Origin of the sequence: Massilia aurea (assembly GCF_024753205.1) — a bacterium.
Lineage (GTDB): Bacteria > Pseudomonadota > Gammaproteobacteria > Burkholderiales > Burkholderiaceae_D > Telluria > Telluria aurea.
In genome coordinates this window covers 1,061,847-1,081,330 of sequence record NZ_JANUGZ010000002.1, presented here as the reverse complement: position 1 = coordinate 1,081,330, position 19,484 = coordinate 1,061,847, and the positions used below count along the sequence as shown (strand labels likewise).

General features: G+C 64.8%; 17 protein-coding genes. 10 read left to right on the top strand and 7 right to left on the bottom strand.

The features are described from left to right. Positions 1-3: 3 nt before the first annotated feature. Positions 4-750, bottom strand: a complete 747-nt coding sequence (locus NX775_RS10355) for a GAF domain-containing protein (protein ID WP_258835922.1) — start codon at positions 748-750, stop codon at positions 4-6. Positions 751-917: 167 nt separating this feature from the next. Here NX775_RS10355 and NX775_RS10350 point away from each other — a divergent pair, with 167 nt between their 5' ends. Continuing rightward, complete coding sequence (locus NX775_RS10350) at positions 918-2,696, top strand: sensor domain-containing phosphodiesterase (protein WP_258835921.1); 1,779 nt, start codon at positions 918-920, stop codon at positions 2,694-2,696. A 7-nt stretch (positions 2,697-2,703) separates the two neighbouring features. On the opposite strand, the gene mnmA is transcribed toward NX775_RS10350, so the two are convergent. Both mnmA and NX775_RS10340 read right to left on the bottom strand, forming a co-directional pair. Continuing rightward, positions 2,704-3,816 carry a tRNA 2-thiouridine(34) synthase MnmA gene (gene mnmA / locus NX775_RS10345; RefSeq protein ID WP_258835920.1) on the bottom strand — a complete coding sequence of 371 codons (1,113 nt, stop codon included), beginning with the start codon at positions 3,814-3,816 and terminating at the stop codon, positions 2,704-2,706. 21 nt (positions 3,817-3,837) lie between these two features. Continuing rightward, positions 3,838-4,320 carry an NUDIX hydrolase gene (locus NX775_RS10340; RefSeq protein WP_258835919.1) on the bottom strand — a complete coding sequence of 161 codons (483 nt, stop codon included), beginning with the start codon at positions 4,318-4,320 and terminating at the stop codon, positions 3,838-3,840. 248 nt (positions 4,321-4,568) lie between these two features. On the opposite strand from NX775_RS10340, the gene NX775_RS10335 reads away from it, so the two are divergent. The 5 genes from NX775_RS10335 to NX775_RS10315 all read left to right on the top strand — a co-directional run bounded on the left by NX775_RS10335 (position 4,569) and on the right by NX775_RS10315 (position 9,026). Next, positions 4,569-5,681: a Re/Si-specific NAD(P)(+) transhydrogenase subunit alpha gene (locus NX775_RS10335; protein ID WP_258835918.1), complete on the top strand. Its 1,113-nt coding sequence runs from the start codon at positions 4,569-4,571 to the stop codon at positions 5,679-5,681. 53 nt (positions 5,682-5,734) lie between these two features. Then, positions 5,735-6,055 carry an NAD(P) transhydrogenase subunit alpha part 2 gene (locus NX775_RS10330; protein ID WP_258835917.1) on the top strand — a complete coding sequence of 107 codons (321 nt, stop codon included), beginning with the start codon at positions 5,735-5,737 and terminating at the stop codon, positions 6,053-6,055. Beyond that, on the top strand, positions 6,052-7,509 hold the full coding sequence (locus NX775_RS10325) for an NAD(P)(+) transhydrogenase (Re/Si-specific) subunit beta (protein WP_258835916.1): 1,458 nt from the start codon (positions 6,052-6,054) through the stop codon (positions 7,507-7,509). The genes NX775_RS10330 and NX775_RS10325 overlap by 4 nt, the downstream gene beginning before the upstream one ends. A 132-nt stretch (positions 7,510-7,641) precedes the next feature. Then, positions 7,642-8,247, top strand: coding sequence for a TetR/AcrR family transcriptional regulator (locus NX775_RS10320; RefSeq protein WP_258835915.1), 606 nt, complete (start codon positions 7,642-7,644; stop codon positions 8,245-8,247). A 92-nt stretch (positions 8,248-8,339) separates the two neighbouring features. Further along, positions 8,340-9,026 (top strand): type 1 glutamine amidotransferase domain-containing protein, encoded by a 687-nt coding sequence (locus tag NX775_RS10315; RefSeq protein ID WP_258835914.1) that lies wholly within the window; start codon positions 8,340-8,342, stop codon positions 9,024-9,026. A gap of 112 nt (positions 9,027-9,138) precedes the next feature. On the opposite strand, the gene NX775_RS10310 is transcribed toward NX775_RS10315, so the two are convergent. From NX775_RS10310 to NX775_RS10295, 4 genes are read right to left on the bottom strand one after another with little or no spacing between them, the layout of a single operon-like run. Beyond that, a complete protein-coding gene (locus NX775_RS10310) occupies positions 9,139-10,287 on the bottom strand; it encodes an FAD-dependent monooxygenase (RefSeq protein WP_258835913.1) in 1,149 nt (382 codons plus the stop codon). Continuing rightward, a complete protein-coding gene (gene pepP, locus NX775_RS10305; protein WP_258835912.1) occupies positions 10,284-11,630 on the bottom strand; it encodes a Xaa-Pro aminopeptidase in 1,347 nt (448 codons plus the stop codon). Before pepP ends, NX775_RS10310 begins: the two co-directional genes overlap by 4 nt. Beyond that, the gene (murU, locus tag NX775_RS10300) at positions 11,627-12,349 is read right to left on the bottom strand and encodes an N-acetylmuramate alpha-1-phosphate uridylyltransferase MurU (RefSeq protein WP_258835911.1); all 723 of its coding nucleotides are present in this window, start codon (positions 12,347-12,349) and stop codon (positions 11,627-11,629) included. The genes pepP and murU overlap by 4 nt, the downstream gene beginning before the upstream one ends. Before the next feature lie 10 nt (positions 12,350-12,359). Beyond that, positions 12,360-13,424 carry an aminoglycoside phosphotransferase family protein gene (locus tag NX775_RS10295; protein WP_258835910.1) on the bottom strand — a complete coding sequence of 355 codons (1,065 nt, stop codon included), beginning with the start codon at positions 13,422-13,424 and terminating at the stop codon, positions 12,360-12,362. Between the two features lie 113 nt (positions 13,425-13,537). Between NX775_RS10295 and NX775_RS10290 the strand changes: the two genes are divergently transcribed. The 4 genes from NX775_RS10290 (at position 13,538) to rsmA (ending at position 19,351) form a co-directional block, all read left to right on the top strand. Then, positions 13,538-15,814: an LPS-assembly protein LptD gene (locus tag NX775_RS10290; RefSeq protein WP_258835909.1), complete on the top strand. Its 2,277-nt coding sequence runs from the start codon at positions 13,538-13,540 to the stop codon at positions 15,812-15,814. Between the two features lie 238 nt (positions 15,815-16,052). After that, positions 16,053-17,480, top strand: a complete 1,428-nt coding sequence (locus NX775_RS10285; protein ID WP_258835908.1) for a peptidylprolyl isomerase — start codon at positions 16,053-16,055, stop codon at positions 17,478-17,480. Positions 17,481-17,483: 3 nt separating this feature from the next. Next, positions 17,484-18,578 (top strand): 4-hydroxythreonine-4-phosphate dehydrogenase PdxA, encoded by a 1,095-nt coding sequence (gene pdxA / locus NX775_RS10280; protein WP_258835907.1) that lies wholly within the window; start codon positions 17,484-17,486, stop codon positions 18,576-18,578. Further along, positions 18,575-19,351, top strand: coding sequence for a 16S rRNA (adenine(1518)-N(6)/adenine(1519)-N(6))-dimethyltransferase RsmA (gene rsmA, locus NX775_RS10275; RefSeq protein WP_258835906.1), 777 nt, complete (start codon positions 18,575-18,577; stop codon positions 19,349-19,351). The genes pdxA and rsmA overlap by 4 nt, the downstream gene beginning before the upstream one ends. Positions 19,352-19,484 lie beyond the last annotated feature (133 nt).

The following is a 19,484-nucleotide window of genomic DNA, read 5'->3' as shown; positions in this document are numbered from 1 at the left end:
AGGCTATGCGCGGCGCTGCACTTCGTCCGATGCAAGCACGGCCAGTTCACGCAGTGCGCGCATCTCGCGCTCGCGCAGGCGGCGCGGCTCGGTATCGAGCACGCACAGCGAGCCCAGCGCGAGCCCGTCGGCGGTGCGTACCGGGTAGCCGGCATAGAAACGGATGAACGGCGCGCCGGTGACCATCGGGTTGTCGGCAAAGCGCGGATCGGCACTGGCATCCTCGACCACGAAAGGCTCGTCCTGCATCAGCGCGTGACTGCAGAAGGCCAATGAACGCGTGGTCTCGCGGTTTTCCATCCCGACCCGCGACTTGCACCACTGGCGCTGCGCGGACAGCAGGGTGATCAGGGACATGGGGCAGCCCGTGGCGTGGCCAGCGAGCCACGTCAGGCGATCGAAGGCGGCGTCATCTTCCGAATTCATCAGGCCGCTTTGCGCGAGTGCCGCCAGCCGCTGCGCCTCATTAGCCGGGACCGGGTAGTCCGGCGCCGAAGCCGGCAAGAACTCGGTCGCCAGTTCCGCAGCACCCGCCTGCCTGACTGCCTTGACCTCATCCTTTGAGGCCATGCGCTCGCGCATCAGGCGCATGACGGCGCTGTAGAGCACACGGCGATGGCCGCCCGGCGTCTTCCAGGCCGGCAAATCACCGCTCTCCATCCATACCTGGGCCGTACTGACAGCAACACCAAGCAACTGCGCTGCTTCGCGGGTAGTCAGTATCGGATCGTTAAATTCATGTGTTTTCATGACATCGTTCGTGTGATTCGCTGCTTTTATTTTACACGAAGCAACTAAAAATGACGAATATAACGATTCGCTTGAAAATAATGATTGACCTTAAGTTTTTTATTAGCAACAATAGATTCTGTCCGTCATATTCGTCATATTTACGCGCAACGGCGCGTCGTCTTTTCATGAATCCTCCGCTCTTCCAACCGCACTGTGCGTCGCCCCAGTACGAGACTGCCCGTCTCGATGCCCTGCGTCGTCTGGAGCTGCTCGACAGCCCGCCCAGCGAAGCGTTCGATCGCATCACGCGCATGGCTGCGCAGTTGTTCGGGTTGCCGATCGCGGCGGTGTCGCTGACCGACGCTAACCGTCAATGGTTCAAATCGAAGGTCGGTATTACCCACGACACGATTCCGCGGATGAGAGCGCCCTGCGCGATGGTGTCGGACGAGCGCGAGGTACTGGTCGTGCCGGATCTGCTGGAAGACCCGTATTTCCGCGACAGCCCGCTGGCTGAAGGCGGTATCCGCTTCTATGCCGGCGCGCCGCTCACGACCAGCGAAGGCTTTTGCCTCGGCGCGATGTGCGTGCTCGGTACCGAGCCGCGCCAGGTCAGCCTGGCCGAGCGCCAGGCGCTGACGGACCTGGCGACCATGGTGATGGCGCAGATCGAACTGCAGCATGCGTTCGGGCGCGTCGATCCGGTCAGCGGCCTGCCGAACCGCAACCAGTTCATTATCGACTTCAACGATCTGGAATTGTACGAGCCAAATGGCGAGGTGCGCCTCGCCGCCCTGATCAGCCTGGCCAGCCCGCAGGAACTGAGCGATGCCCAGCGCGTCATGGGTTCGAGCTATCTCGACGACATGGTGCGTGAAACGGTGCCGCAGCTGCGCCTGGGCGGCGCCGGCAAGATCTATCATGTGGGCAGCACGCAGTTTGCGTTCTTCGCGCCGCGCGGCCTGTCGATCGAGCCGTTCTGCGAGCAGATGCAGTCGTGGCTCGATGCGCGCGCCAGTTATGGCCAGGCGCGCCTGATCACGACGACGACGGTGGGCATTGCGCCGTTCACGGTCGGCCAGACCGAGGGCCTGGACCTGCTGCGCAATATGCACAGCGCCGCGCACGATGCGCTGGCGGCCGAACGCTGCGTGCGCGTGTTTTCGTCGCATCACGACGCGATCCTGCAGCGCCGCTTCTGGCTGGTGACGGAATTCGGCGCCGCGCTCGCGAGCGAGGACGAACTGCATCTCGTGTTCCAGCCCAAGGTCAGCCTGCTCGACGGGGCCTGTGTCGGCGTTGAAGCGCTGCTGCGCTGGAACCATCCGACGGCCGGCGCGATCTCGCCCGGCGAATTCATGCCGGTGATCGAGACGACGTCACTGGCGCGCGCCACCACCGAGTGGGTGCTGCGCGCGGCGCTGCGCCAGATGGTCGCGTGGCGCCGGGATGGTCTGGCATTGCAGGTGGCGGTGAATGTCTCGGCCGTGAACCTGGAAGAGCCGGATTTCTGTGATCGCGTGCTGATGGAGTTGCAGCACCACGGTCTGGCGCCATCGTGCCTCGTGATCGAGCTGACCGAGAGCGCGCTGATGCGCAACCCAAAGGTTGCGCAGGCCACGCTCGAACGCCTCGGACGCGCCGGTGTGCAACTGGCGATCGACGACTTCGGCACCGGCTACAGCAGCCTGTCGTACCTGCAAAGCCTGCCGGCGAACGTGGTCAAGATCGACCAGAGCTTCATGCGCAACCTGGTCCAGGACGAACGCTGCCGCGCGCTGGTGGGCACGATGATCAAGCTGTCGCACGACCTCGGTCACAAGGTCGTGGCCGAAGGCGTCGAAACGGTGGAGGTGGAAGATTTCCTGCGCCTGGCCGGCTGTGACGAGGTCCAGGGCTACCTGCACGCGCGGCCGCTGGCGCCCGCCGTGCTGGTGGAGTGGCTGGCGGCGCGCCAGCCTTGATGTGTCGTCAGGCGGCGCTTGAGCGCACGTCGATGATGCCGCCGCCCAGGCACACGTCGCCGTCGTACAGCACGGCCGACTGGCCCGGCGTGACTGCCCATTGGGCTTCATCGAAGTCGAGCGCGAAGCGCGCGTCGCCATCGGCCAGCACGCGGCAGGCCATGTCGGCCTGGCGGTAGCGGGTCTTGGCCGACAGCGCGCCGGCCGCCGGTGCGTGGCCGGCGATCCAGCTGGCCTGGCCGGCTTCAAGCCGGTCCGACAGCAGCCACGGATGGTCGTGGCCCTGCACGATATAGAGCGTGTTGGCCTCGATGTCCTTGCGCGCCACGAACCATGGCTCGCTGATGCCGTCAGCGGTCTTGCGTGACTTCAGGCCCCCGATGCCGATGCCCTTGCGCTGGCCCAGCGTGTAGAACGACAGGCCGACGTGCTCGCCCACCTGCGTGCCGTCGTCGAGCCGGATCGGGCCCGGCTTATAGGCCAGGTAGCGGTTCAAGAAGTCGCGGAACGGCCGCTCGCCGATAAAGCAGATGCCGGTCGAATCCTTCTTGGCCGCGTTGGGCAGCTGGAGTTTTTCGGCGATCTTGCGCACTTCGGTTTTCGGGATCTCGCCCAGCGGGAACAGCGACTTGGACAACTGCGCCTGGCTCAGGCGATGCAGAAAATAACTCTGGTCCTTGGTGGCGTCGAAGGCTTTGAGCAGCTCGAAGCTGCCGCTGGCCGTATTTTCGCGCACGCGCGCATAGTGGCCGGTGGCGATCAGGTCGGCGCCCAGCTTCATCGCATGGTCGAGAAAGGCCTTGAACTTGATTTCGGCGTTGCACAGCACGTCCGGGTTCGGCGTGCGACCGGCCTGGTATTCGCGCAGGAACTCGGCGAACACGCGGTCCTTGTATTCGGCGGCGAAGTTGACCGCCTCGATGTCCACGCCGACCACGTCGGCCACGCTGGCCGCGTCGATCCAGTCCTGGCGCGTCGAGCAGTATTCGGAATCGTCGTCGTCTTCCCAGTTCTTCATGAACAGGCCGACCACGTCATAGCCTTGTTCCTTGAGCATCCAGGCCGCGACCGAGGAGTCGACTCCGCCCGACATCCCGATCACGACTTTTTTCTTGCGCATGTTACGTCCGTAGTGAATTCTTCAGATCCCGCCTTCGAAGACCGAAGGGTGGGTGTGCAGCAGCGAGAGCGGCGTGCTCTGGCCGGCCAGGTAGTCGTCCACGCAGCGCAGCACGATCGGGCTGCGGTGGCGGTCGACCGTGGCGGCGATTTCGTCGCGCGTCATCCACATGGTGCGCAGGATGCCTTCGTCGAGCGGCTGGTCGAACTGGCGCCCGACGCTGCCGGCGAAGGTAAAGCGCAGATAGGTGACGTCGGCATTGCGCGACTTCGAGTGGTAGCGCGACATGTACATGCCCACCAGCGAGCGCGGGATGAATTCGTGCGCCGTTTCTTCGAGCGCTTCGCGCACCACCGCCTGTTCCAGCGATTCGTGCGGGTCGAGATGGCCGGCGGGCTGGTTCAGCTTGATACCTTCGCTCGTCTCTTCTTCGATCAGCAGGAACCGGCCCTCGTGCTCGATGATCGCTGCCACGGTAACCGATGGTTTGAAGATATCGCTCATGCCTGTCCTTGAAAATGAGCCGGTATTCTACCTTGACAAGGCCCGTGTTTGCTCAGCCGGTCGCTTCCTGCAACGTTGGCATGTGGTTAATCGGGCTTGATCTGACGCAAAAACAACCATCATGGCCCGGTGCGCCCTGCACCGCGTCTACCAAGGATCAAATCGGCTACGTAAATTTAATATTTGAACAATCACTGTAAAGACGTGATAGATTTGCTGGCGCGGCAGTTCAACGAATGGAGGGATCCATGAGAATTGGTATTCCGGCCGAAACCCGGCCGGGCGAGACCCGTGTTGCAGCCACCCCCGAGACCGTGAAAAAGCTGGCCGCGCGCCACGCGGTCGTGGTGCAGGCCGGCGCCGGCCTGCATGCGGCGGCGCCGGATGCCGCGTTCGAAGCCGCCGGCGCCGTCATCGTCGATGCGCCGGGCGCGTTCGGCGCCGACCTGGTGCTCAAGGTGCGCAGTCCGGCCGCTGCCGAGCTGGCCTTGATGCGCCGCGAAGCAGTCCTGGTCGGGATGCTCGATCCCTTCGATGGTGAGAATCTCGCCGCACTGGCCACGGCCGGCATCACCGCCTTTGCCCTGGAAGCCGCGCCACGCATCACGCGTGCGCAATCGCTCGACGTGCTGTCGTCGCAGGCGAACATCGCCGGCTACAAGGCCATCCTGCTGGCCGCGAATACCTACGGGCGCTTCATGCCGATGCTGATGACGGCCGCCGGCACCGTCAAGGCGGCGCGCGTGCTGATCATGGGCGTCGGGGTGGCTGGCCTGCAGGCAATCGCCACCGCCAAGCGGCTGGGCGCCGTGATCGAAGCGTCCGACGTGCGCCCGCCGGTGAAAGAGCAGGTGGAGTCGCTTGGCGCAAAATTCATCGACGTGCCGTATGAAACCGACGAAGAGCGCGAGATCGCGGCCGGCAGCGGTGGCTATGCGCGCGCAATGCCGGCCGACTGGATGCGGCGCCAGGCGCAGCTCGTGCACGAACGCGCGAAGCTGGCCGACATCATCATTACCACCGCCCTGATTCCCGGGCGGCGCGCGCCGGTGCTGATCGGCGAAGACACCGTGCGCGCCATGAAGCCGGGGTCCGTGATCGTCGACATGGCCGTGGCGCAGGGCGGCAACTGCGTGCTGAGCGAGATCGGCGCCACTGTCCTCAAGCACGGCGTGCACATCATCGGCGAGCCCGATCTGGCCACGCTGGTGCCGGCCGATGCCTCGGCCCTTTATGCGCGCAATGTGCTGGATTTTCTCAAGCTGGTGATTGACGCCGACGGTCAGTTTCATATCGACCGCGACGACGAGATCGTGCGCGCGACCCTGATGTGCGGCGCCGGAGAACTGCTGCGCACATAAGACGTTGGCATCGAAGACGTTGGCATCGTTGACAAGAACCGACAGGAGACACCATGGACATCAGCCACACCGTCATCAACCTGATCATCTTCGTGCTGGCGATCTACGTCGGCTACCACGTGGTCTGGACCGTCACCCCGGCGCTGCATACGCCGCTGATGGCGGTGACCAACGCGATATCGGCCATCGTCATCGTCGGCGCCATGCTGGCCGCCGGCCTGACCGAAGGCTTGACGGGGCGCGTGGCCGGCACGCTGGCCGTGGCGCTGGCGGCCGTGAACGTGTTTGGTGGCTTCCTGGTCACGCAGCGCATGCTGGAGATGTTCCGCAAGAAGGTGCCCAAGGCCGCGCCGAAGCAGGAGGACGCGGCATGAACGCCATCAGCATGAATCTGGTCACGCTGTTCTATCTGGTGGCCTCGGTGTGCTTCATCCAGGCGCTCAAGGGCCTGTCGTCGCCATCGAGCGCGCGCCTGGGCAATGCGTTCGGGATGGCCGGCATGGCGATCGCGGTGCTGACTACCATCGCGCTGATGCTCAAACTGCAGGAGCGGCTGCAGCAGGGCGGGGGGCTGGGGTTCGGCCTGGTGCTACTGGGCGTGGTCGTGGGCGGCGCGATCGGCGCGACCGCCGCGAAGAAGGTCGAGATGACCAAGATGCCGGAACTGGTCGCAGCGATGCACTCGCTGATCGGGCTGGCCGCCGTCTGCATCGCGATCGCGGCGGTGGCCGAGCCGTGGGCCTTCAACATCACGACGCGGGGCGAGCCGCTGCCGTTCGGGAACCGGCTCGAGCTGTTCATCGGCACGTTCGTCGGCGCGGTGACGTTTTCGGGCTCGGTGATCGCGTTCGGCAAGCTGTCGGGCAAGTACAAGTTTCGCCTGTTCCAGGGCGCGCCGGTGCGCTTTGCGGGCCAGCACATCCTGAACCTGTTCGTCGCCATCGCGATTGTCGCGCTGGGTCTGGTCTTTTGCTTCGCCGAGGGCCTTGAACCTGCATGGGGCGCGTTCATCGTGATGGCGGCGCTGGCGTTCGTGCTGGGCGTCTTGATCATCATCCCGATCGGCGGGGCCGACATGCCGGTGGTGGTCTCGATGCTCAACTCGTACTCGGGCTGGGCAGCGGCGGGCATCGGCTTCTCGCTGAACAACGCGATGCTGATCATCGCCGGCTCGCTGGTGGGCTCGAGCGGCGCGATCCTCTCGTACATCATGTGCAAGGCGATGAACCGCTCGTTCTTCAATGTGCTACTGGGCGGCTTTGGCGGCGAGGCGGTGGCCGATGCCGGTGGGGAGAAAGAGCAGCGGCCCGTCAAATCTGGCTCGGCCGAAGACGCCGCGTTCATCCTGCAGAATGCCGAGTCGGTCATCATCGTCCCCGGCTACGGCCTGGCCGTGGCGCGCGCCCAGCACACGGTCAAGGAACTGGTCGACAAGCTGACCGCGCACGGCGTGACGGTGCGCTACGCGATCCACCCGGTGGCCGGGCGCATGCCGGGCCACATGAACGTGCTGCTGGCGGAAGCCGAAGTACCGTACGACCAGGTGGCCGAGATGGAAGACATCAACGGCGAATTCGGCCAGACCGACGTGGTGCTGGTCCTGGGCGCCAACGACGTCGTGAACCCGGCCGCAAAAGACCCGAAGTCGGCGATCGCCGGCATGCCCATCCTGGAAGCCTACCGGGCCAAAAGCATCATCGTCAACAAACGCTCGATGGCCTCCGGCTACGCGGGCCTGGACAACGACCTGTTCTATCAACCCAACACGATGATGGTCTTCGGCGACGCCAAAAAAGTCATCGAAGCGATGGTCAAAGCCGTCGACTAAGCAATAGCCCAACAATTAGGGTCAGAGTCGAATTATTGGCTAATAGCCTTCAGGAATGCTGGCCATTCAGCCTGGCGACTCGCTTGAATCTGGCTCTAGACGACTGGTCTAATTTTGCTGTATAGTAGGTCCATGGCAAAAGCATTGACCTCTGAATCGTCCGGCGTTCGTGACACTATCCTCGACGTCGGGCAACGCATCATGGCCGGCAAAGGGTTCTCGGCGGTGGGCCTGAACGAGATCCTGGTCTCGGCCGGCGTGCCGAAGGGATCGTTCTACCATTACTTCGGCTCGAAGGATGCCTTTGGCGAAGCGCTGCTGGCCAGATATTTCGACGCGTATCTGGCAGAGATGGACGTCACACTGCGCGATCCGGCTGTACCAATGGCCAGCAGATTGCTGACGTACTTCGGGCAATGGCGCACGAACCAGTCGTTTGACGATTGCCAGGGCAAGTGCCTGGCTGTCAAGCTGGGCGCCGAAGTGGTCGATCTGTCCGAGCCGATGCGCCTGACGCTCAAGCAAGGTACTGCCGGCATCGTTGCCCGCCTGGCCGAGGCCATTGAAGGCGGCATCGCCGACGGTTCGCTGAAGGTGGAGGGCGAGGCCGGGCAGGTGGCGCAGAGTCTGTACCAGCTGTGGCTGGGCGCCAGCCTCATGGCCAAGATCGCGCGGGATGCAGTAGCGTTTGATGCTGCGCTGGCGACCACGCAGCATATGCTGCAACTGCCTCGATAAACAAGGCAATGACGAACGCTTCTCGGGAAGCGTTTTTTTGACACGGAATCTAGACGACTGGTCTATTAACATCAACAACAAGGAGCCACACCATGAACATCCTGATCGTACTCACCTCACACGACACCCTGGGCAACACCGGCCGCAAGACCGGCTTCTGGCTCGAAGAGCTGGCCGCCCCGTATTACGCGCTGAAGGAAGCCGGGGCCAACATCGTGCTGGCTTCGCCTGCCGGCGGCCAGCCGCCGCTCGACCCGAAGAGTGATGATGCATCGGCCCAGACCGATGACACCCGCCGCTTCAAGGCCGATGCCGCGGCAAACGCGCAACTGGCTGCGACCGTGCGTCTCGACACCGTCTCGCAGGGTGACTTCGATGCCGTGTTCTACCCGGGCGGCCATGGCCCGCTGTGGGACCTCGCCGAAGACCGCAACTCGATCGCGCTGATCGAGTCGTTCATCGCCGCGAACAAGCCGGTGGCGCTGGTGTGCCACGCACCGGGCGCGCTGCGTCACGTGAAGAATGCCGACGGCACGCCACTCGTGCAGGGCAAGCGCGTCACGGGCTTCACCAACACCGAAGAAGCGGCAGTCGAACTGACGGACATCGTGCCGTTCCTGGTGGAAGACGAGCTCAAGGCAAAAGGCGGCAACTATTCGCGCACCGATGACTGGGGTTCGTATGTGGTCACCGATGGCCTGCTGATCACCGGTCAGAATCCGGGTTCGTCGGCGGCGACTGCCACCAAGCTGCTGGAAGCGCTGTCGCGCGCTGCCTGACAGGGCGTGGCGGCCGCCAATACATCGCCGTTGGAAATGTATTGGCGGCCATTTTAAAAAACGTTGTCAAACAATTCGACTCTGACCCCAATTGTTGGGTAATTGCTCCGGGTTAGCGGCGGCCGAACATCATCAGGTCGGCCAGCAGCGTGCGGGCGGGGCGGGTCAGGTCGAGGGCCGCCAGGCCCAGGCCGAGCAGCGGTTGCAGCGGGCCGGGGATCGTGAAGGCACGCGCCATCGTGTCGGTCAGGCCGATGGTTGTGCGGCGGTCGCCTGCGCGGTCCTTCATAAAGCTGGAGATTGCTTCGGCATCCGTCCCGCGCGCGAGCTGGCGCGCCAGCACGGCGGCGTCGCGCAGGCCCAGGTTCAGACCCTGGCCGGCCACCGGGTGCAGCGTTTGCGCGGCATTGCCGATGGCGACCGTGCGCGCCGTGGCCCGTGCTTCGGCGTTCAGGCCGAGCGGGAACGCGCTGCGTGGCGATACTTTCGTGAAGGCGCCCAGGCGGGCGCCGAATGCCTCGCCCAGTTGCGTCAGGAACCGCGTGTCGTCCAGCGCCAGGATCGCCTGCGCGCGGTCCGGGCGCATGCACCAGACCAGCGCGTACTGGTGGCCGTCGGCGCCGTCTTCGGGCAGCAGCGCCAGCGGGCCTTCGTCGGTGAAGCGTTCGAACGCACGGTGCGCGATCGGCAGCGCGGTCGTCACGCGCGCGATGACGGCGCTCTGTTCGTAGTCGCGGCTGCGGGCGCGCTGGTCTTGCGCGCCAAACAGGCCGCCTTCGGCCTGCACCGCCACCCGTGCACGCACCGTGCTGCCATCGTCCAGATGCAGCAGCGCCGCATCCGGCTGTTCATCGAGCGACGTCACGCGCGCCGGGCGCAGCATCAATACGCCGGCCTGCTCGCCCACCTTCGCCAGCGCATCGACGACGGCGCCGTAGCGCGTCACGTAGCCCAGCGCCGGTACGTCGTGGTCTTCGCGCTGCATCAGGCTGCGGCCCAGCTGGCCGCGGCGCGAGACGTGGATCTCGTGGATCGGCGTGGCGGCCAGCGGCCATGCGCCCACTTCTTGCAGCAGTTGCGCGCTGCCCCATGACAGCGCGATCGAGCGCGGATCCGAAATCGCCTGGCCCAGCGACTTGCCGTCGATGAGCGCGATGCGCGCCCCGGGGATGCCACGCCGGACCAGGAAGCCCGCCAGCGCCAGGCCCACCGGGCCTGCACCGCAAATCGCCACATCGACGTCGTAAGTTTGGTTCGTCATCGCGCTGCCTTCATCCATGCTTCAATCTCCGCCAAGTCTTTCGGTACGCCGTCCGTCAGGATGCGCGCGCCCGTCCCGGTGACGACGACGTCGTCCTCGATCCGGATGCCGATGTTCCAGTACTCTTCGGGCACGCCGTCGGCCGGCCGCACATAGATGCCCGGCTCCACGGTCAGCGCCATGCCCGGCTGCAGCGCGCGCGATGGCTTGTCGGGCAGCGTCAGGTTACGGTACACGCCCACATCGTGCACGTCCATCCCGAGCCAGTGGCCGGTGCCGTGCATGTAGAACTGGGCGAACGCGCGCGTGTCGATTGCGTCGTCGACCGAGCCGACCTTGCGTTTGTCGAGCAGGCCCAGGTCGAGCATCCCTTCGGTCAGCGCCCGCACCGCCGCCTCGTGGATGCCGCTGTACGGCTGGCCGGGCCGGACGGCCGCCAGCGCTGCGGCCTGGGCGCGCAGCACCAGTTCGTACAGCGTGCGTTGTGGCGCCGTGAAGCGGCCATTGGCCGGATAGGTGCGCGTGATGTCGCCCGCGTAGCCATCGACTTCACAGCCGGCGTCGATCAGTACCAACTCGCCATCGAGAATGCGGCGGTCGTTGGAAATGTAGTGCAGCACGCAGGCATTCGGGCCCGATGCGACAATCGACGAATACGCTGGCGCCTGCGCGCCGTTGCGGCGAAACTCGTGCAGCAGCTCGGCCTCGATCTCGTATTCGACCATGCCGGGGCGCGTGGAGCGCATTGCACGCGCATGCGCCGCAGCCGAGATGGCGCCGGCGCGCGCCATCAGCTCCACTTCGTGCGCGTCCTTCAATAGCCGCATCTCGTCCAGCAGCACCAAAAGATGATGCGTCGTTGCCGGCGCCGTCACGCCTGTTCGACCCAGTGCGCGCACGCCTTTCAGCCAGCCGTTGATCTGCGCATCGAGCGCCGCGCTGTGGCCCGGCGCGTAATACAGCGCCGGTGCATTCGACAGGATGCCCACCATGCGGTGATCGAGTTCGTCGACCGGATACGCCTCGTCGAACCCGAATGCCGTGCGCGCCGCATCGGGCCCGTAGCGAAAGCCCTCCCAGATTTCATGGTCGGGGTCTTTCGCGCGGCAGAACAGGATTGCGCGGGCAGGGCGCGCATCGAGCGCCGCCACCAGCACGAGGACGCTGTCAGGCTCGGCGAACCCGCTCAGGTAGTAAAAATAGCTGTCGTGCCGGTACGGATACGGGCTGTCGCCATTGCGCATCACTTCGGGCGCCGTGCCGAGCACCGCCACCGCGCCCGGCTGCATCTGCGCCAGCACGCGCGCGCGCCGGTCCGCATGCACGGCGCCGGCCGGCATCATGGCGCCGACTTGGCCGGCCGCAGCGGCGCGTTCAGTTCTTCGAGCTGGCCGACGGTGCCGACATTGACCCACTGGCCGTGATACACCTCGCCACCGATGCGACCCTGCTCGATGTACTGCCGCATCAGGGGGCCGAACTTGACGAATTCGCCCGCGCGGATGCCGTCGAACATCTCGGGCCGGTAGACGCCGATGCCGGCGAAATTGAACTTGACGTCACCCTCGTTACGCAGCGTGTACATGTCGAGCGCGAAGTCGCCCTCGGGGTTGTGCCACGGGTTTGGCGTGAGCCACAGCCAGGCGATGTCGCGCTGGTCGACCGCATAGACCTGGCCTACCGCGTCTTTGTCCTTGAGCGCGTCGAGCGCTTCGGTGAAGTCGAAGTAGGGCGCATAGATGTCGCCCGATACCGCCAAAAATGGTTCGTCGCCCAGCAGGTGCAGCGCATTGGCCACGCCGCCGGCCGTTTCGAGCGGGCTCGGTTCGTGCGAGTAGACGATGCGCGCGCCGTAGCGGCTGCCGTCGCCCAGCTCGGCCTCGATCATGTGGCCCAGGTGCGAGTGGTTGATGACGATGTCGACAATCCCGGCGCGCACCAGGTTCAGCACGTGCCAGGTGATCAGGGGCCGGCCGCGCACCTTGAGCAGGGGCTTCGGGCAGGTATCGGTGAGTGGCCGCATGCGCTCGCCGCGGCCGGCGGCAAAAATCATCGCTTTCATGATGGATGCCTTAGAAGGTGTAGCCGAACTGTTGCGGCTTGTCGTCGACTGCGTCGAGCAGGCGCAGCAGCGGCTTGAGTTCGTTGTAGCGGTTGGCAGTCTTGCGCACGTAGTCGAGCACCGTCGGCAGGTCGCCCATGTAGTGGGCCTTGTTGTCGCGGTAGTTCAGGCGACAGAAGATGCCGAGGATTTTCAGGTGGCGCTGCAGGGCCATGTATTCGAAGTCGCGGTAGAACGCGTCGATGTCCGGATTGACCGGCAGGCCGACGCTTTTGGCGCTTTGCCAGTAGCGCACCACCCAGTCGAGCACCATGTCTTCGTCCCACTGGATGTAGGCGTCGCGCAGGAGCGACGCCAGGTCGTACGTGACCGGGCCATACACGGCATCCTGGAAGTCAATCACGCCCGGGTTGTGCTGGTCGAGGAACATCAGGTTGCGCGAATGGAAATCGCGGTGCATGAACACCTGCTGCTGCGCCAGCACGTTGGCGGCAATCGCTTCGAATACCCCATCGAGCTGCGCCTGCTGCTTGTCGTCGAGCGTCACGCCCAGGTGCTTGCCTAGGTACCACTCGGGGAAGATGCCCAGTTCGCGCATGACGAAGGCGCGGTCGAACTCGGGCAGCACGTCCGGCTGGCTGGCCATCTGGAACTTGAGCAGCGCATCGACGGCGTCCGAATACATGAACGCGGCATTGTCAATGGACAGGCGCGACAGGTAGGTGGTGTTGCCCAGATCGGACAACAGCAGGAAACCCTGTTCGACGTTGCGCGCGGCGATCGCCGGCACACTAACGCCGGCTTCCAGCAGCAAGCCCTGTACGTGGATGAAGGCCGGCACGTTCTCGCGCTCGGGCGGGGCATCCATCGCGACCAGCGTCGCGCCCAGCCTGGCCTGCATGTCGGCCACGACGTCGTAGCGGAAGTAGCGCCGGAAACTGGCGTCGACGGAGGCGCGGCGGCCGGACGCGACGTCGACCAGGCCGGTCGTGGCCAGCCATTCGTTCAGTTGCGACAGCCGGGTATCTGGCACTGCGTCGGCGGAGGCGGAAAGGTTTTGAGACAAAGATGACATGAAGCGGCCTGATGAATCCGGTTGGTTGAACTAATTCCCCTATAATAAGGGATTCATCCCAAAAAAACCGCCCTTTATGGCGCACGTCGATTCTCCATGAGCTGCGATTTTCCATGAGCTGGTCCTCGGCCCAACCATTCCCACCACGACACGTGCTCGCACTGTATGCAATGGCTTCGGTCACTGCAATGCCTGCGTTCGCCCAGACGCCCGCCACCGTCAACGTCACCGCCCCTGCACCAACGGCCCAGGCCGAGGACGAACTTCCCGTCACCGTCAAGGCCGAGGATATCGCCGGCCGGCCCGACCGCCGGCTCGACCTCGCCCGTAACGTCGAGATCACGCGCGGCCAGACCGGCATGACCGCCGACACGGCCTGCTACCTGATCGTCGAAGATCAGGTCACGGCCACCGGCAACGTCGACATGTGGCGCTTTGGCGATCGTTACAAAGGCGACGAGCTGCAGCTGAACCTCGAAACAGGCAAGGGCTACCTGCTCAACCCGACCTATTTCATGGCGGCGAACAATGCCCAGGGCCAGGCGAGCCGGATCGACTTCCTGGGTGAACAGCAGGCCGTCGTGCGCGACGGTACCTACAGCACCTGCGAAGGACCGGATCCCGACTGGTACCTCAAGTCGAGCACGCTGCGCCTGGACAAGGGCCGCGACGTCGGCACCGCCGGCAAGACCGTCATCTATTTCAAGGACGTGCCGATTCTCGGCACGCCGGCGATGTCGTTCTCGCTGTCGGGCCAGCGCCGTTCGGGCTGGCTGCCGCCGACCGTCGGCTTCGGCTCGCAGGGCAAGGCCGAAGTGATGGTGCCGTACTACGTCAATATCGCGCCGAACCGCGACCTGACGCTGTACCCGCGCATGATGTTCGATCGCGGTTTCCAGCTGGGTGCGACCGGTCGTTACCTGGGCAGCACGTACAACGGCGAAACCCACGTCGAAGTGTTGCCGGACGACCGCGAAACCGGCACCACGCGCTGGCGCGCCGATTCGCTGCACAACGGCATGGTCAGGCCGGGCTGGTCGTACGGCTGGAACCTGCATGGCGCATCGGACGATGAATACCCGTCCGACTTTTCGCGCACCGTCGCCGCCAGCGCCGAGCGCCAGTTGCTGCGCGAACTGCGTACCGAGTACGCCGCCAAGTACTGGAGCCTGTCCGCGCGCGCCCAGAATTATCAGGTGCTGCAAGACCCGGCGGCCGCCACCAACCCAAGCCTGACGGTGCCGCGGCCGTACGACCGCCTGCCACAGATTAACTTCCGTTCGGCGCGCTACGACGTGGCGGGCTTCGACTGGGCGGTCGACGCCGAAGCGACCCGCTTCGCCCACCCCACCGACGTGGGCGGCTCACGCGCCGTGGTCCAGGGCCAGGTCAGTTATCCGATCGTGCGCCCGGGCTGGTTCGTCACGCCCAAGCTGATGTACAACGCGGCCCAGTACGATCTCGATGACCACGCAACGCGTCTGGGCAAGCCGACCAAGCTCACGCGCTCGATTCCGACGGTGTCGTTCGACAGCGGCCTGGTGTTCGAGCGCGACGCGTCGCTGTTTGGCAAGTCCACCACGCAGACGCTCGAGCCGCGCCTGTTCTATGTGTACACGCCGTACGAGAACCAGGACGATGTCCCGCTGTTCGACACGGGCCGTTCGGGCTTCAATTACGCCCAGCTGTTTTCCGAGAACCGCTACGTGGGCCTGGACCGCGTGTCCGACGCCAACCAGCTGACCGCGGCGCTGGTGTCGCGCTTCATCCAGGAAGACGGCGCCGAGCGATTGCGCCTGGCCATCGGCCAGCGCCTGTACTTCGAAGAGCCGCGCGTGCGCATCGCGGGCGAAGCGGCCCAGCAAAGCCGGTACGACCTGCTGCTGGCGGCCGGCGGCACCATTTCCGAGTCCTGGAGCTTCGATAGCGGCGTACAATACGATGCGGCCGGAAGCAGTCTGTACAGCTCGAACGTGAGCGTGCAGTGGCGTCCGGGGAAGATGAAGGCCGTGAATGCCGAGTATCGTTATCAGCGTGACAGCTTCCGTAATATCGACCTGTCGGCGCAGTACCCGATCTCGCGGCGCTGGTATGGCGTTGGGCGGGTCAGTTACGCGCTGCGTTCGTATGGTGTGGGCCAGGCGATCAATCCGTCCACGGGCAGCAAGCTGATCGAAAGTCTCATCGGTCTCGAGTACCAGGCCGATTGCTGGGTGTTCCGGATGGGCGCGCAGCGTTTCGTGACGGCGGCCCAGACGACGTCGACGCCGATCTTCTTCCAGCTCGAGCTCAATGGCTTGTCGCGCCTGGGCCTGGGCAATCCGCTCGAGTCGTTCAACAAGAGCGTCCCGGGCTATACGCGACTGAATGCCGGCATTGGCCGGCCTTAAGGAAGTACTGATCTATTCATGACGGCGGAATCGGCCACGAAAAAATGCACCCTGCTGCGTTGCAAATCCTCGCGATACCACGCGGTATCGCTGTGGTTTGCGCCTTGCCGGGCACATTTTTCGTTGCCGATTCCATCCGCCAGAATACATCAATACTTCCTAAGTCAAATTTCAGACTCGGTGTCCATACTTCGTCGTCCAACCTGACGTGAACAATCCTCAAATGAGTGCTTTCCAGATGATGCGTACTACCCGTTTGCAGTCTCTCCAGTTGGCAGCCGCGCTGCTGTGCGCGATGAGCGCCGGCCAGGTCCTGGCCCAGGCCGCGGCGCCCGCCGCCGGTACGCCGGCCGCCACGACGCCTGCCGCTGCCACGCCGGCCGCCGGAGCGCCGGCCGCCAGCTCGGGCTTCCTGCCGCCTGCCTCGGCCAACGCCAAGGTGGTCGACTCGATCCAGGTCGTTGTCAACGATGAAGTCATCACGCGCAACGAAGTGGCTGGCCGCATGGTCCAGGTGACGGCGAACATGAAGGCGCGTAACGCCCAGCTGCCCGACACCGCCACGATGGAGCGCCAGGTGCTCGAGGCGATGATCGTCGAGCGCGCCCAGCTGCAGCTGGCCAAGGAGATGGGCGTCAAGGTCGACGACCGCACCCTGGACGCCACGATCGGCCGCATCGCCGAGAACCAGAAGCTGTCGGTGCAGGACATGCGCAACCAGATGGAAAAAGAAGGGATGCCCTTCTCGCAGTTCCGTGAAGACATCCGCAACGAAATCATGATGCAGCGCCTGCGCGAACACGAAGTCGACAGCAAGGTGCAGGTCTCGGAAGCCGAGATCGACACCTATATGGCCGCCGCCAAGGCCGCCGCTGCCGACCGCATCGAAGTCAACATCGCCCAGATCCTGGTGCGGGTGCCCGAGAACGCCTCGCCCGAGCAGATCGCCGCCCGCGCCGCGCGCGCTGAAGAAGTGATGCGCCAGCTGCGCACCGGCGCCGACTTCGCGCGCATGGCGTCGACCTATTCCGACGCCCCGGACGCGCTCAAGGGCGGTGACATCGGCTGGCGCGATGCCGACCGCCTGCCGCCGAATTTCTCGACCGAGCTGCGCAAGCTGGAATCCGGCCAGGTCACGCCGATCCTCAAGACCAACGTTGGCTTTCACATCCTGAAACTGGCCGGCAAGCGTTCGCTGGCCAGCGAGACCGACAAGGCCGTCGTCGAGCAGACCCGCGCACGCCACATCCTGCTCAAGGTCACCCCGACCATGACCGAGGGTGAAGTCAAGCGCAAGCTGCTGGAAATCAAGGAAAAAATGGCCAACAATGCCGGCACCTTCGAAGACCTGGCCCGCCAGTACTCGCAGGATGGTTCGGCCAGCAAGGGCGGCGATCTGGGCTGGCTGTATCCGGGCGACACCGTGCCGGAATTCGAGACTGCGATGAACGCCCTCAAGCCGGGCGATACGTCCGACATCGTGCAGTCGCCGTTCGGCTTCCACCTGATCCAGGTCGTCGAGCGCAAGAGCGAAGACGTGACGCAGCAGAAAGAGCGCAACGTGGCACGCCAGGTTCTGCGTGACCGCAAGATGCAGGAAGCGATGGAAGACTGGATGCGCCAGGTGCGCGACCGCGCCTACGTCGAATTCCGCGAGGAGCAGTAAGCAATGGTCGCGCCGCAGGCGCCTGTGCGCCCGCTGGCGCACCAACGGCCCACGCTGGCGATCACGGTCGGCGAGCCAGCAGGCATCGGCCCCGAGATCGCGATCCGCGCCGCCTGGGCCATGCGCGATGAGGCCAACTGCGTGCTGGTGGGCGACGCTGCCTTCCTGGCGCTTACGGCCAGCCTGATCGATCCCGCCATCCGCCTGGCCGCCCTGTCGACCCAGGCGCTGCGCAACGGCGGCCTGCCGCACTTCGGCGCCGCGCGGCTGGCGGTCATCGACGTGCCGCTCGACGCCCACGTGGTGCCGGGCCGGCTCGACCCCGAGAACGGCCGCGCCGTGCTGGCCACGCTCGACCTGGCCATCGAAGGCTGCGAGCGGGGCTGGTTCGACGGCATCGTTACTGCGCCGCTGCAGAAAAGCACGATCAACGATGCCGGTGTCGCGTTCTCCGGTCACACCGAGTACCTGGCCGAGAAGACCGGTACGCCGAAAGTGGTGATGATGCTGGCCGGCGCGCCAGGCGGGGATCAACCGTACCTGCGCGTTGCGCTGGCCACCACCCATCTGCCGCTGAAGGACGTCCCGGGCGCGCTCACGCGCGAGAACCTGACCCAGGTGCTCGATATCCTGCACGCCGATCTGACCACCAAGTTCGGCATCGCCGCGCCCGTCATCCTGGTCACTGGCCTGAACCCGCATGCGGGCGAAAACGGCTACCTGGGCCGCGAGGAGATCGACGTCATCACGCCGGTGCTCGAGGCAGCGCGTACGCGCGGCATCGATGCGCGCGGCCCGTATCCGGCCGACACGCTGTTCCAGCCGAAGTACCTGAAAGACGCCGATTGCGTGCTGGCGATGTACCACGACCAGGGTCTGCCGGTGCTCAAGCACGCGACCTTCGGGCGCGGTATCAATGTCACGCTCGGCCTGCCGTTGATCCGCACCTCGGTCGACCATGGCACCGCGCTCGACCTGGCCGCGCAGGGTCTCGGCCTGGCCGATTGCGGCAGCATGATCGAAGCGATCGGCGCCGCCATGCACATGGTGCTGGCGCAGCGCGCGGCCGGCATCAAATCATCAAGAAAGCATTCATGAAACACGTAGCACGCAAGCGCTTCGGTCAGAACTTCCTGACCGACAAGCAAGTCCTCTCCGACATCATCGACGCCATCGCGCCGCGCCAGGGCGAGACCATGGTCGAAATCGGACCGGGCCTGGCCGCGATGACGGCGCTGCTGCTCAAGCAGCTCGACCACATGCACGTCGTCGAGCTCGACCGCGACCTGGTCACGCGCCTGGAAAAAGCCTATCCGCGCGAGCGCCTGACGGTGCATTCGGGCGACGCCTTGAAGTTCGACTTCGGCGCGATTCCGGTGGCCGAGGGGCAGAAGCTGCGCGTGGTGGGCAATTTGCCGTATAACATTTCCAGTCCGCTGCTGTTCCACCTGGCGGACTTCGCCCACCTGATCGAAGACCAGCACTTCATGCTGCAAAAGGAAGTGGTCGAGCGCATGGTGGCCAAGCCGGGCAGCAAGACCTACGGCCGCCTGTCAGTGATGCTGCAATGGCGCTATGACATGTCGCTGATGTTCATCGTGCCGCCCACCGCATTCGATCCGCCGCCGCAAGTCGAATCGGCCATCGTGCGCATGGTGCCGGTCAAGCAGCAACTGCCGTGCGACGCCAAACGCCTTGAAGCGGTGGTGGCCAAGGCCTTCTCGCAGCGGCGCAAGGTCATTCGCAACTGTGTGGCAGGGATGTTCACCGAAGCGCAGCTGGTGGAAGCGGGCATCGACCCGAGCGTGCGGCCCGAAGCCGTGAGCCTGGCGCAGTATGTGGCGCTGGCCAATCTGCCGAGCCAGGCATAGCCGCCGTGGCCGTCTGGCCACCATGTCACCAGATCAAAGCGCCTTCAGGGCGCTTTTTTCATGGCCACGCTGCTGGCACGGGCAAAAAAAAGGCCCGCTACAAGAGCGGGCCGAAATCCAATTCTTTTCTGAG